Source organism: Paenibacillus lycopersici, assembly GCF_010119935.1.
Classification (GTDB): domain Bacteria; phylum Bacillota; class Bacilli; order Paenibacillales; family Paenibacillaceae; genus Paenibacillus_Z; species Paenibacillus_Z lycopersici.
In genome coordinates this window covers 5,529,663-5,542,232 of sequence record NZ_CP048209.1, presented here as the reverse complement: position 1 = coordinate 5,542,232, position 12,570 = coordinate 5,529,663, and the positions used below count along the sequence as shown (strand labels likewise).

Annotated in this window: 12 protein-coding genes; 11 read left to right on the top strand and 1 reads right to left on the bottom strand. The window is 59.8% G+C overall.

Features of this window, described 5'->3' with window-relative positions; genetic code table 11:
- Positions 1 to 241 precede the first annotated feature (241 nt).
- Positions 242 to 718 carry a nucleoside-diphosphate kinase gene (gene ndk / locus GXP70_RS24340; RefSeq protein ID WP_162359226.1) on the top strand — a complete coding sequence of 159 codons (477 nt, stop codon included), beginning with the start codon at positions 242 to 244 and terminating at the stop codon, positions 716 to 718.
- Positions 719 to 845: 127 nt separating this feature from the next.
- Here ndk and GXP70_RS24335 read toward each other — a convergent pair whose 3' ends face one another.
- Positions 846 to 1,484 (bottom strand): nitroreductase family protein, encoded by a 639-nt coding sequence (locus GXP70_RS24335; RefSeq protein ID WP_162359225.1) that lies wholly within the window; start codon positions 1,482 to 1,484, stop codon positions 846 to 848.
- A gap of 288 nt (positions 1,485 to 1,772) precedes the next feature.
- Here GXP70_RS24335 and GXP70_RS24330 point away from each other — a divergent pair, with 288 nt between their 5' ends.
- Genes GXP70_RS24330 through GXP70_RS24285 form a run of 10 tightly spaced genes read left to right on the top strand, consistent with a single transcriptional unit; the run spans position 1,773 to position 12,369 of the window.
- On the top strand, positions 1,773 to 2,927 hold the full coding sequence (locus tag GXP70_RS24330) for a CpaE/TadZ family protein (protein ID WP_162359224.1): 1,155 nt from the start codon (positions 1,773 to 1,775) through the stop codon (positions 2,925 to 2,927).
- A 17-nt stretch (positions 2,928 to 2,944) separates the two neighbouring features.
- Complete coding sequence (locus tag GXP70_RS24325) at positions 2,945 to 4,183, top strand: TadA family conjugal transfer-associated ATPase (protein ID WP_162359223.1); 1,239 nt, start codon at positions 2,945 to 2,947, stop codon at positions 4,181 to 4,183.
- Positions 4,180 to 5,034: a type II secretion system F family protein gene (locus tag GXP70_RS24320; protein ID WP_162359222.1), complete on the top strand. Its 855-nt coding sequence runs from the start codon at positions 4,180 to 4,182 to the stop codon at positions 5,032 to 5,034. Before GXP70_RS24325 ends, GXP70_RS24320 begins: the two co-directional genes overlap by 4 nt.
- 13 nt (positions 5,035 to 5,047) lie before the next feature.
- Positions 5,048 to 5,902 (top strand): type II secretion system F family protein, encoded by an 855-nt coding sequence (locus tag GXP70_RS24315; RefSeq protein WP_162359221.1) that lies wholly within the window; start codon positions 5,048 to 5,050, stop codon positions 5,900 to 5,902.
- 43 nt (positions 5,903 to 5,945) lie between these two features.
- Positions 5,946 to 6,137 carry a Flp1 family type IVb pilin gene (locus GXP70_RS24310; protein WP_162359220.1) on the top strand — a complete coding sequence of 64 codons (192 nt, stop codon included), beginning with the start codon at positions 5,946 to 5,948 and terminating at the stop codon, positions 6,135 to 6,137.
- The gene (locus GXP70_RS24305) at positions 6,127 to 6,846 is read left to right on the top strand and encodes a TadE/TadG family type IV pilus assembly protein (protein WP_162359219.1); all 720 of its coding nucleotides are present in this window, start codon (positions 6,127 to 6,129) and stop codon (positions 6,844 to 6,846) included. Before GXP70_RS24310 ends, GXP70_RS24305 begins: the two co-directional genes overlap by 11 nt.
- The gene (locus tag GXP70_RS24300) at positions 6,843 to 9,095 is read left to right on the top strand and encodes a hypothetical protein (protein ID WP_162359218.1); all 2,253 of its coding nucleotides are present in this window, start codon (positions 6,843 to 6,845) and stop codon (positions 9,093 to 9,095) included. The genes GXP70_RS24305 and GXP70_RS24300 overlap by 4 nt, the downstream gene beginning before the upstream one ends.
- Complete coding sequence (locus GXP70_RS24295) at positions 9,058 to 10,131, top strand: TadE/TadG family type IV pilus assembly protein (RefSeq protein WP_162359217.1); 1,074 nt, start codon at positions 9,058 to 9,060, stop codon at positions 10,129 to 10,131. Before GXP70_RS24300 ends, GXP70_RS24295 begins: the two co-directional genes overlap by 38 nt.
- Positions 10,132 to 10,134: 3 nt before the next feature.
- Positions 10,135 to 10,653 carry an A24 family peptidase gene (locus tag GXP70_RS24290; protein WP_162359216.1) on the top strand — a complete coding sequence of 173 codons (519 nt, stop codon included), beginning with the start codon at positions 10,135 to 10,137 and terminating at the stop codon, positions 10,651 to 10,653.
- A 21-nt stretch (positions 10,654 to 10,674) separates the two neighbouring features.
- Positions 10,675 to 12,369, top strand: coding sequence for a DUF6382 domain-containing protein (locus tag GXP70_RS24285; RefSeq protein WP_162359215.1), 1,695 nt, complete (start codon positions 10,675 to 10,677; stop codon positions 12,367 to 12,369).
- The last annotated feature ends 201 nt before the right edge of the window (positions 12,370 to 12,570 follow it).

Genomic DNA, 12,570 nt, shown 5'->3' with positions numbered 1-12,570 from the left:
AAGAAGCTTGCGCGGCGAACGGGTTCCGATCCCGCTTAAGAGGAATCCGTTCGCCTCTCATGAATGAAAACGCCTCTGTCGTGGAATACTGAGGATTAGAAGGAACGGTGCGGCCTGCGAAGGCGTCTGCGCCGTTTTTCTGTCCGCCAAACGAAACGCGCATCGCCGCCCGTAGAAGGCGAGAGCCGTTTCGGCTTGGGCAGAACGTTTTGATTCAGTTAGCGCGGAAAGGGGCTTGGCAATGCAGCAGGAACAAACATTCGTCATGGTAAAACCGGACGGGGTACGCAGAGGGTTAATCGGATCCATCGTCGCGAGGTTCGAGCAGAAAGGCTTCGCGCTCGCGGCGATCGAGCTGCTGCAGATCGATCGCGAGCTGGCGGAGCAGCATTACGGCGAATTGCGCCAGAAGCCGTTCTTCGGCGAGCTGGTCGACTATCTCACGTCGGGTCCCGTCTGCGCCATGGTGTGGCAGGGCGAACATGCGGTAGAGAATGCGCGCGCGCTGATCGGGAAGACGAACCCCGTCGAGGCGGCACCAGGCACGATTCGCGGCGATTACGCGATGGACATCGCGGGGAATATCGTGCATGGCTCGGATTCCGCGGCTAGCGCCGCCCGCGAAATCGGCCTGTTCTTCGGCAAGCACGCCGCTGCGCAGCGCATGGATCCGTACGCCGGCGAGTTCGGTCATGGCGGTGAGCATACGGTGCACTGACATTTGCTTTTGCGTGAACGAAGCGGAAGCGAGTGCAAGGGGAAAATGCGCCGGGAAAACGGAAAGCCCTCCGTCTCTGCACGAGAACGGAGGGCTTTCGCTATATTAAGGGGTTGGGGCAGCGGAATTAGAACGATTCGTTGATGACCAGCTTGCTGAGCGGCAGGCGGCCGGATGGACGAGCAGGCGATGCCGCTTCCCCAAGGGCGATCATCATAACCGGAATGTAGCGGGACGGGATGTTCAGCGCTTCAACCAGCTTCTCTTTGTCGAAGCCGCCCATCGGCACGGTGTCGTAGCCTTTCGCTTTGGCTGCAAGCATCAGCTGCATGGACGCAAGGCCGGCATTCTTGTTCGCTTCGTCGCGCGCGACTTGCTCGAACGCATATGCGCCTTCGATTTGCTTGATCATGTTATCGGCAACCTCTTGCGGCATTTGGCCGGCTGCCGCGGCGCCTTCGAAAATCTCGCGGCCCGTGATATGGGCTTGCAGGTCGCCCAGAACGATGATAACGGCGGCTGCATCGGAAACTTGCTTCTGACCGTAGGCGATCGGAAGGACTTTATCCTTCTGCGCTTGATCCTGGATCACCAGGAAACGCCATTGCTGCAGGTTCCAGGAGGATGGCGCCGCTGCCGCCAGTTCCAGAATTTCGTTCAATGTTTCTTGGGGAATGACGACGTCTCTTTTATATTGGCGGACGGATTGGCGCGTGCGCATGACTTCTTCTGCCGTTACGGCAGCCGTTGTTTGGGTTTGGCTCATTATGAAAACTCCCTTTCTCCTATGGAAAATCTGTAATTATAAGTAACTTATTTTTTATGACGTTGCTAACGCAAGTATATATCACTTACAAAAGATAAGCAACTTATAATTTCAGTTGAAGGCGCTGCCCGCGACAAATAAAGGAGTTGACTGCCGTCCTAGCCTGTGGTAAATTATGGGCAATTGAATGTGAAGAGCTACGGAAGCACCGTAACTGCGCAGATCGCTGCGTCGTTATGGTGCTTTTTTTGCGTTCTTTTCATCCTTGGAGGAGTGTGGCATTCACCTATGACCAAACGCAATTTGATTGTGGCCGTCAACGAAAGCGACTATATCGAGCGTCTCGCCGAGTATATCCGGCATACTTCCTTCGGCGGCAGCTGGCAGCTGACGGCGTTTACGAACGCTGCCGCGCTGCGCAGCTTTATCCGCAGCGGTTATCCCGTGGATATGCTTGTCGCGCAGCCGGCCATGCTGGACGAGCTTGGGGATTTGCCGGGACATCCGCCGACGGCTGCAATTGTCGAGCATTACGGCCAATCCCGGGAGGAGCGCGAGCTGCTGCAATACCAGCCGCTGCCGCAGCTGCTTCAAGCAATGACTTCTCTCTATGCGGCCGGGGGGAAGCAGCTTATGAAGCCGGCGGTTCACGGCAAAGGCCCGGCGGTCGTGGCCGTTTATTCCGCTTCCGGCGGCACGGGCAAGACGACGTTGTCCATGCATCTGGCCAAGCATGCCGGAATTGCCGGGCTCCATTCGTTCTATCTCAATCTGGAGCAGTGGAATGTTTCGCTGCTGGCGGACGGAATGCCGGGCGACGAAGACTTCGCCAGGCTGCTCTACGCGATGCAGTCCGGCGCCGATAATGGAGCCGCCGCCGTGCTCGCTAACCGCAAACGTTATCCGTCATATAGTCTCGATGCGCTCGCGCCATCCAATAATCCGGACGAGCGCCTGTCGCTCGGAGCCGATCTGGCGAAGAAGCTGATCGGCGCGATTACGGCCGCCGGCGAATACGGTCTCGTCATCGTCGATCTGGACACGAGGATGGACGACATGCACGTTGGCGCATTCGAAGCATGCGATGCCGTTCTCTGGCTGACGACGCCGAATGCGGCCAGCAGGCGCAAGAATAAGCTTGCGGCCGGATACGCGGAGCGGAAGTTCGGCGCCGCGTTTACCGGGCAGCAGCGGAAGTTCAGGTTCGTGCAGATTGGCGGCACGATGAACGAAAGCGCGTTTGCGGACGGAGGGGGACGTTCGGATGGCAGTCCGGGATTCGGTGGCGGCGGAGAGATCGATGAAAGGGCGGTACGCCCGGACGCGGTTCTTCCGTTCGTGGCGGAATGGGCGTGCGGCGATTCCACGAGCGGAACCGGTGCTATGGCACCTCATTACCGGGGCGCCGTGGATGCGCTGATGCGCAAACTCGGCATTCTGTAAGAGCGGGAGGCGGAATCATGAATGAAGAAACGATTCAGCTCTTGAAGGAGCGGATCCGCGGACAGCTGGAGCTGGACAGCGCCGTCTCCGACGCCGACTTGACGGCCAAGATCGAGCGCGTCGTCTTCGCGTGGTGCCTGGAGCATCCGCTGCCGGCCGGCGGGAAGGTGCAGCTGGTCCGGCGCTTGTTTCATGCCTTCCGCGGACTCGACCTGATCCAGCCCTTGATGGACGATCCTTCCGTAACGGAGATCATGATCAACAGCCATGACGAGATGTTCGTCGAGCGCGGCGGGCAGTTAATGCGGCTGCCGTTCGCGTTCGAGAGCAAGGAACGGCTGGAGGACTTAATCCAGTCGGTCGTAGCCGGCGTCAACCGCGTCGTCAATGAATCGTCGCCGATCGTGGACGCCCGTCTGAAGGACGGCTCCCGGGTTCATATCGTGCTCCCTCCGGTTGCGCTGAAGGGGCCGACGATGACGATCCGGAAGTTTCCGGACAAGCCGCTCTTGATGCGGGATTTGATCGCGCTCGGCGCGCTGCCGGAAGAGGCGGCCGCTTTCCTGGAGCGGCTCGTCAAAGCCAAATACAACCTGTTCATCAGCGGGGGCACGGGATCCGGCAAGACGACGTTTCTGAACGCGCTGTCCCAATTCATTCCCGAGGATGAACGTCTGGTGACGATCGAGGACGCCGCGGAGCTGCAAATCGTCTCCGTTCCCAATCTCGTCACGCTGGAAACCCGCAACGCCAATACGGAAGGGAAAGGGGCGATATCGATGCGCGAGCTGATCCGCGCTTCGCTGCGGATGCGGCCGAATCGCATTATCGTCGGGGAGGTGCGCGGCGGCGAGGCGATCGATATGCTGCAGGCGATGAACACTGGACACGACGGGTCGTTGAGTACGGGCCATGCGAACAGCGCCCGCGATATGATTGCCCGTCTGGAGACGATGGCGCTCGCCGGGGCCGAATTGCCCGTTGCCGTCATCCGGCAGCAGATCGCATCGGCCATCGACATCATCATTCACTTGTCCAGGCTTCGCGACCGTTCGCGCCGCGTCACGGAAATATGCGCCGTGACCGGATTCGAGAACGGGGAAGTCGTTATGCAGCCGCTGTACCGCTTCGAGGAAGAGGGAGAGAGGAACGGGCGCTTGCTCGGCGGGCTGAAGCGGACGGGCCATGACCTGCAGCGAAGCTGGAAACTGAAGATGGCGGGCATAACCGATGCTTGGGGAGGCGAAGGCGCATGAAGAAACGGGAGAGTCCGAAGGAGAGGCAGCGCCCGAAGAGAGATTGGCTGGAATGGCTCGCCTGGCCCGACGCTGCGGCGGCCAGGGCGAGATTTCAAGCAGCCGGAGGGCTTGTCCACTACGCGGATTACCGGTTGAGCCGGCGGCAGTTCGCCGTGGCGGGAGCGATCGGCGGCGGTATCGCATTCGTCGCGGCGTACTTGTTCTACCGGTCGGTTCCCGCGGCGTTCGTAGTGTCGGCTGCCGGCATCATGGCGCCGAGGATGCTTCGCAAGTTTCTGCTGGAACAGCGCAAGCTGCGGCTGGCGCAGCAGTTCAAGGAGGCGCTCTACTCCATCGCTTCGTCGCTGGCGGCCGGGAGATCCGTCGAGAACGCGTTCATGGCGGCGCATGAAGACTTGAAGCTGATGTACCCGAGCGAAGAGACGGAGATCGTCAGGGAGTTCGATATTATCGCTGCCCGCCTTGGCTTCGGCGAACCGCTCGAACAGGCGCTGGCCGATTTCGGCAGGCGGGCGAGCGTCGAGGACATCACGCAGTTCAACGACGTGTTCACGACATGCAAGCGCTCGGGCGGGGATATGGTGGACGTCATCCGCCGCACGTCCCAGACGATCGGCGAGAAGCTGGAGGTACAGCAGGAGATCGCGGTCATGATCGCTCAGAAGCGGTTCGAATCGCGCATCATGATGGCGGTCCCGTTCGTTTTCCTGGCCTTCCTCAGCCTATCCGCGCCGGACTATATGGCTCCGCTGTACAGCGGGACGGGCTATCTGCTGCTGACCGGCGCGCTGCTCGCTCTTGGCGGCTGCTATTTCCTGATGTCGAAAATCATGCGCATTCGATTATAGGGAGCAAACGGCGATGATAGGAGCTTGGGTGGTTGGGATTGCGTTGACGGCGGGCTGGTGCATCGGGGCGGCGATAAGCGAACGTGCCGGGCAGCGCGGAAGGGAAGCGAAGGAGCGGTGGCTGACGGCGCCGTTCCGGCAATTGCTGGTTCGAAGCGGATTGCTGGACCGGTTTCAGACGCAAGCAGCCGGGCTGCACGGCAGGCTGCTGCTGCTGAATGGCCGGTCATGGTCCGCTGAAGCGAGCCGGGGGTTCGTAGCCGAGACGGTCGGTCTTGGCTACTTGACGGCATGGGGAGGCGCATGGCTTGGCGTCTTGAGCAGGGAGCCGGCGATGCTGGCCATTGGGCTGCTGCTCGGCATCGTCGTTCCCGCCGCCAAATGGCGGGATGTCGAAGGCAAAGTGAGACGCCGAAAACAGGATATTGTATTGCTGCTGCCGGAGCTGCTCAATAAGCTGATGCTGCTGCTCGGCGCAGGGGAAACGCTTCAGCGCGCCTTGGTACGCTGCGCGGAGCGCGGCGACGGGCACGATCAGCATCCGCTGCTGCTGGAATTGCGGCGGGTGAACGAGGCCGTCCGCAACGGGGAATCGTTCGCGGCGGCAATGGAGCAGTTCAGCCGGCGGTGCGGCGTACAAGAGGTGTCGGTTTTCACGACGACGCTGCTGCTGAATTACCGGCGCGGCGGAGACAGGCTGGTGCTGTCGCTCAAGGAGCTGTCTTACTCGATGTGGGAGAAGCGCAAGGCGGTCGTACGCGCTCGCGGCGAAGAAGCATCCTCGAAGCTGGTTTTCCCGCTTGTCGGCATCTTCTTCGTGCTGATGGTGCTTGTCGCCGCTCCCGCCATTCTGTTGATGCGCGGGTAACGAACGTAGGACACAAATAGCTTTATAGGGGGAGAGGATTCGAATGAAGAAATGGAAACAGGCGCTGCGGTCGTTTTGGAAGGACGAGGAAGGCTTGGGAACGTTGGAAATCGTGCTCATTATTGCGGTTGTTATAATTTTGGCGCTGTTGTTCAAGGACTGGATTATCGATTTGATCAAAAATCTGATGGGCAGCGCGGACGAGAAGGCCAACTCGATCTTCGATGAAGGCTGATCGCTGGCTTGTCTCTCTGGCGAGACGGGAGGACGGGAATTTCACGCTTGAAGCCAGCATGGTGTTCCCGGTGCTGTTCATCGCGCTGATCGGGCTGCTTATGCTCAGCATGTACACGTACCAGAAGGTCGTCTTGTATCATTCCGCCTCGCTGGCTTCGGAACGGACGGCCTTCCGCTGGGATAACAGCGCGCGCGACCCGTTGAGCGGAATCGCCCCGACGGGGCAATACGACGGTTTGTATTGGCGGTTGACCGATAACGGGGCGCTCAAAGCTCTGTTCGATTTCGGTTCGGATCCGAGCGGCGAGCAAGGAATCGAGCTTGCGATCGGTTCATCCATGAGCAGGGACGCCGGGAATGGAGCCGGGGATGACGTAAGCGATACGACGCTTCCCATGCGCAAAATGAAGGCGGAAGCCGCGCGGGTCGCCAATGCGTTCAGCGGCTCGATGCGGTATGGCGGGCTGGTGGAGAAGAAGCTCGAGGTCAAGCTGCGCCAGCCGATTCGCATCCCTCCGCTCGAATGGTTTCTAGGCCATTCCGAACCGGCAACGGCGGGCTCGGCTTCCATCGTCGATCCCGTCGAACTGATACGCAACGTCGATCTGGCGCGCTATTATACCGGTAAATTCAAGGGCGGACTGAGTGGCGATAAACGGGAGCAGGCGCAGCAAATTTTAGCCGGACGGCAGGCGCCGCATTCATGATCGGCCACTGGAGGAAGGGATGGCATGCGGATGGGGGACATGTCTGCCGTCGGGCGAGGTTATCGATCTGGCGGCGCGAAGACGGGGCGGTATCGCTCTATCTGATCGTTGCCACGGCGGCCATGCTGCTGTTCACGTCGCTGCTGATCGATTATGCGAGAATCGCCGCCTTCAACCGGCAGAGCGAGCTGGCTGCGCAATCGGGCATTCGTTCGGCGCTCTCCGCCTACGACGAAAAGCTGTATGAACAATACGGATTGTTCGGCGCGGGAGGAACGGATCGAAGCGAGCTGTTCGCGGAGGCGGCGGAGAACAATTGGCCGGACGAATCGGGAAACGGTTTCCGGCTGCTGCGCATCAAGCGCGAAGCTTCCCATGTGGATATTCAAGAGGTGCTCGGCAATCAAACGGTGTTTACCCGCCAGGTGCTGGAGGAGATGAAGTATAAGGCGCCGATCGATTTTACGATGGAAATCGCCTCGCGCTTCGCGCCGATCGGCACGGCGATGAAGGAGGCGTCCGCGACGATTGGCGTCCTGGAAGATGTTCGGAAGCTGTACGAGGAGCGCGAGCGGCATTTGGAGCGAATCGCCGGGCTTCAGAGCAAGAGCGCTGCGAGCGCTTCCAAGCTCGATGGCGCGCTCCAGAACGTCTCGAGCATCGTCAGCGGTTACGGCGCATATGCGAGCTGGCGCCAAGCGGACGCTTCGCGCGGCGAAGACGAAGAGCCGAAGCACGCGGGCGAAATCGCCGCTTACGCAAGCCGGGCCTCAAGCGATGCCGCTTCTGCCAAGGCTGACGCCGAAGCCGGGATGGAGAATCACAGCAGCAACACGCAGGAGGCGTTAGCCGAGCTTCAAGCGGCGGAAGCGTGCAACGCGTCGATTGCTTCCGCGGTCGAGCGCATGCGGGCGTCGCAGGATCTTAGCGGTTTCGATCAATTGGCCGACGCGAATATTGCCGGACGGGAGAGCTCGTCCATGACCGGGAACGAGCTTTCCGATTACGAAGCAACGAGAAGCTCCGTCGACGAGCTTGTTCTGGACGAGGGCTGGTTTAACGCGTATCGCGCGGAATTGAACGAGCAGTTGACCTTATTCGGGCAGGTCGATACGGCGGCGGCTTCATTCCAGGCGGCGGTGCTATCGGCACTGGGATCGAACGGAGGAGGGGCTGCGCTTGACGGAGCGCTATCGGGCCTGAGCACAAGCGTCGGCAACTATTCGTCCAGGTATTTGAATCCGGGCACGGTCATTCAGGACAGGCAGGTCGAATTGGAGCGCCGGCATGCCCATGACGGCGAGCGAAGAGCGAAAGAGGCTGCGGCGAAATCCAAATGGGACGAAGTCAAATCGATGCTTGGCGGCATGACATCCGCTCCGGGCCAGGATGAATGGAAGCAGGCTTTCGACGATGTGAGGCGGCTGGCCGACGATAATTTGCGGTTTAATCAAGCTGCGGCCGAAACGGAAGCAGGCGAGAACGAAGCCGGCGAGAACGAAGAGGGCGGTGCGGATAATCCGGGCAATGAAGCGGCGTCTGCCATGACTTCCATGGGCGCGATGTTCGGCGGCATGTCCGACCTGCTTGAAGGCATTCGCGATCCGCTCTATGTCAATGAATACGTCGTTCATCGGTTCGGCAGCTTCGACCTCAAACGGCTCCAGGGCGTCATATCCGGCAGCGGCGATAATTCGTCGTTCTCGGAATCGCTGGCGCTCGAGAATCAGGAAGTTGAATACATTCTCTACGGGTTCGGCGAACCGGCCGCGAATATTGCGGCCGCAGTCGGCGAGATTTTCGCGGCTCGGCTGGCCATCCGCACGATGGAAGGGTTCGTCGAATGCCGGGCGCTCGGCCATCCTTTGCTTGTTTTGGCGGCGGCAGTGTTGTACGGGCTTGAGAAAGCGGTCGCGGATCTGGTCACGCTGTCGGAGACGGGCAAGGTGCAGCTGTCGAAGTACGTTCCCGCCGAGCTGACGTATGCGGATTATTTGCGCGTGTTCTTGATTATGCACGGCAGCGGCGGCCAGGCAAGAACGGCCCGCATGATTGCCGTCATCGAACATGATACGGGAGCGGACTTGTCGCTGGCGGCGACGGGCTTGTCCGGCGAGATGACATCCTCGGTCAATTTATGGTTTTTGCCGGGACTGATGAGGAGCTTCACGGCAGCAGGCATATTGAATGGAAAGGTAAAGGACGGCCGCTATGAGAGAACGCAGACGATCGGCAGTTCATACGGATAGAAGGCGAAGAGAAGCGGGCAGCATTGCGCTTGAAGCGAGCCTCGTGCTGCCTGTCGCGCTCATGACGGTGATGTTCTTCATCTGCCTGATTCGAATGAACGAGGCGCAGATGGCGCTGCATAGCGCCGTCTCGCAAACGGTTCGGCAGGCAGCCGCGAACATTCGTCCGATCGATCTCGCCGTACAGGCAGCGGGGAACGGAAGCGATGGCGGCGCAATATCCGGCGGGAACAGCGAGGATGGTTCTTCCGCCGCGAGCTCTGCAGGAACATCGGGAGCGTCGCCGGGGACATCGCCGCTAACGTCGGCCGCAGGCGGCGAACGAACGTCCGCTTCCCGCGAGCCGCTGCCTGCGGTCAGATTTCTGGCGGATAAGCTGGAGAGCTGGCTGCCCTCGCCGTCCGGGCCGCTGCTCGCCGCGGCGTTGAAGGGCGATTGGAAAACCATACAGGACACCGCCTTGGCGACGGTAGGCCGTCCGATAATCGAACCGATGCTTCGCCATGAAGCGGATGCTTCCGTCCTTGACCCTGAGCGGCTGCATGTATCCAAGCTCTCGCTGCCCGACTTGAAGGACCAACGGGAATTGTCGGTCGCCATCGAAGCCGAATATGCGTTCAAGCTGGGCTTCCCGTTCACGCGCAAAACCGTCATCCTCACCGAGCGGGCGCAGGAACGCGTCTGGGTGCCGGACACGCTGCCGGCTCTCGGCGGCGGCTCGGATGATTCCGAGCATGCGCCGATTCAAATCGTGCTGATCGAGCCCTCTCCCGTAAGGCCGGGGAACAAAGCGAGAGTAGTCGTGGAGTCGAGTCCGGGAAGGAGCTTGAGCATTCAAGTGCTCTACAAGAGCGGACGGAGCGTTGCCAAGCACTTGGGCGATACCGTGACGAACGGCGAAGGCGTCGCGGAATGGTCGTGGCTGGTGTCGGGCAACACGACGCCGGGCACGTGGGAGATCGTCGTAACGGCAAGCGACGGGACGACGGCGGCCAGACATTTTGTCGTACAGAAGAAACAAGGAGGGGCGGGGTAACGGATGGAGGATTGGTTGATTTGGGGGATGGCTGCCTTGTTCGTCGGCGCAGCGTTTGTGAGCGATATTCGGACGATGACCATTCCGAACCGCTTGAACGTCGTCTTCCTCTCGCTAGGTATCGGATATCACGCTGCTACCGGCGGCGTTAACGGAGGACTTGCGTCCATTGCCGGCGCGGCGGTGGGCTTGGCGCCGCTGCTTGTGCTCTATGCGTTGAAAGGCATCGGCGCGGGCGACGTTAAATTTTTCGCCGCATTAGGGGCAATGGTCGGCATGGGGGACGTCTTGCACATCTTCATGTACGCCGTGCTGTACGGAGGCTTGATAGGTCTGATTATGCTGTGCATCAGCCGTTCATTCGGGAAGCGGCTGCTGCTCGGAGCGGCGTCCGTGTTGGTCGCCGGCTCCCGGCTGCAAGCGTGGAAAGACAGCTTCGCGCACTCGGGCAGCTTACGCTTTCCGTTTATGATCGCGGTCGTTCCGGGCGCCGCAACCGCGTGGTATATGATGGCTTTTTAACGGGAGAAGGAGGGAACGAAGATGATTTTGGACGAGCTTCGGGTAGACTTCGCGATGAAACGCGGCCACGAAATGATCGTAGACCTGCAATCCGGCTTGACCAGGGATCAGCTGGACGGCATCGAAATTCAAATGCTGCAAGGGCAGCGGATTCCGAAGCTCCTGCCAGTGGAATGGATCGATATCGACGGCAGCATTACGTTTCGCTACCCGCTTCAGGGCAAACGCATGTTAATGCACCGTCTGCAGACGCAGCGCATGACGATGCTTGATTTCTATTCGCTGCTGCTGTCCGTTGCCGAGGCATTGGACGATTGCCGGCATTATATGCTTCGCCCGGACTGTTTTCTCTTGCACGAGCAGTACGTGTTCATCGGCGATAATTGGGACGATGCCGCGCTGGCTTACGTGCCGCTCCGCAATAAGGGGGTAGTCGCTTCCGCCGGAGAAGCGGTGCTGGCCATGGCCATCCGCTGGGTCGGGGATATCGACGAGCCCGACGGGATCGGCTTGCAGCAGGTATTCCAGCATTTGCGAGGCGAGCATGTCTCCTGGGAGCAGCTTCGCGTGACGCTGCTCGCATTGCTCGGAGCAAGCCAATCGGCGGCTGCGGAAGGAGTCGCGCCAATCGGCGACATGGCTATGGGGGAGACAGCCGTCTCTCGTCCGCCGCTTCAAGCTCGCCAACCTCTTCAAACTGACCAACCGCTCCAGCAGCCGGGCCGGGCACCGATTCAGCGCGGGCAAATGCAAGCGGAACGGTCTGCGATTATTCATGAATACATGCCTGCGGAGCCGGCTTGGAACCGTTCGAACCCGACTGTCGAAGAGCGAGAGCGAGCGGAGCCCGCGGAAGCCGTCGATCTTCCGCTAACCGAGATTTCGGAACAAGCCGGCCCGTCGAGGGCGGGGTGGATGATCGGCGCTGGCTGGGTGCTCGCTGCGGCAGTCCTTTGGCGTTTTCTCTATCTCGCGGCGCCAACCCGGCAGAACATGCTGCTCTCCGCCGCGGGGACGCTGATGATCGGAGCGATCGGATGGATCGTATTCCGCCGAATCAAGGATAGAGATTGGGAGAGCGAAGAGGAGGAGGAAGTTCAAGATGAAGCGATAGATAGATGGAAAGGGGGAAAGGCGTGGGCCATAGACGACGACTTTGTACCCAATTCGGATGCTCTAGGGAGAAGAGCAGCCGTGCCGGCGGCTGGAATGGCCGATGGATCGGCATCAGCCAAATGGAGTCAGCATCGGCAGCGTTCCCTACAGGAAGAGGAACCTGGGGGTACGGATTCGGGGGAGATGCTGTTCAAACCGCTCGTGAGCAAGGCGGCCACGTCCAACGATGCGACGGTGCTGCTCGGCCAAGAAGCCCAAGCGTCAGCGGAAAACAAGCGGCCGCTCCCCTGGCTTGAGCGGAATACAGACGGACAGACCGAGAAAATCCGCTTGGAACGGCAGCATTTTGTCATCGGACGTTCCAATGAAGGCGTTCATTACATCGATGCCTCGTCCGGGATTTCCAGGGCGCATCTGGAGCTGGCAGGCCAGAACGGGCACTGGTCCGCCAAAGACATGGGCTCGCGGAACGGCAGCACGTTGAACGGCAACGCGATGGTGCCGTATAAGGCGTATACGCTTGCCGATACCGACAAGCTTCAATTAGCGGGCGACGAGGGACCGGTTTATATTTTTCGGGCGTCTGCCGCAGGCAGGTAGTTGTTTCTTAGGAAGCATGGGGAGATTTCACTGTTCATCACGAACAGAGAAATCTCTTTTTCAGTTAGGAAGAAAATCTTATTTTGCATATAGATATTTCCAGTATTTATAACAATTGTTACAATGAGAGAGGCGGCGATGATGAAGTTTTATTAGACAAGTATGATGAGGGTCAGTCAAGCGAGTGAGGGGCGCGAATAC

Coding starts and splice junctions, on each gene's coding strand:
- ndk (WP_162359226.1), top strand. CDS start 242: ATGCAGCAGGAACAAACATTCGTCATGGTAAAACCGGACGGGGTACGC.
- GXP70_RS24335 (WP_162359225.1), bottom strand. CDS start 1,484: ATGAGCCAAACCCAAACAACGGCTGCCGTAACGGCAGAAGAAGTCATG.
- GXP70_RS24330 (WP_162359224.1), top strand. CDS start 1,773: ATGACCAAACGCAATTTGATTGTGGCCGTCAACGAAAGCGACTATATC.
- GXP70_RS24325 (WP_162359223.1), top strand. CDS start 2,945: ATGAATGAAGAAACGATTCAGCTCTTGAAGGAGCGGATCCGCGGACAG.
- GXP70_RS24320 (WP_162359222.1), top strand. CDS start 4,180: ATGAAGAAACGGGAGAGTCCGAAGGAGAGGCAGCGCCCGAAGAGAGAT.
- GXP70_RS24315 (WP_162359221.1), top strand. CDS start 5,048: ATGATAGGAGCTTGGGTGGTTGGGATTGCGTTGACGGCGGGCTGGTGC.
- GXP70_RS24310 (WP_162359220.1), top strand. CDS start 5,946: ATGAAGAAATGGAAACAGGCGCTGCGGTCGTTTTGGAAGGACGAGGAA.
- GXP70_RS24305 (WP_162359219.1), top strand. CDS start 6,127: ATGAAGGCTGATCGCTGGCTTGTCTCTCTGGCGAGACGGGAGGACGGG.
- GXP70_RS24300 (WP_162359218.1), top strand. CDS start 6,843: ATGATCGGCCACTGGAGGAAGGGATGGCATGCGGATGGGGGACATGTC.
- GXP70_RS24295 (WP_162359217.1), top strand. CDS start 9,058: ATGAGAGAACGCAGACGATCGGCAGTTCATACGGATAGAAGGCGAAGA.
- GXP70_RS24290 (WP_162359216.1), top strand. CDS start 10,135: ATGGAGGATTGGTTGATTTGGGGGATGGCTGCCTTGTTCGTCGGCGCA.
- GXP70_RS24285 (WP_162359215.1), top strand. CDS start 10,675: ATGATTTTGGACGAGCTTCGGGTAGACTTCGCGATGAAACGCGGCCAC.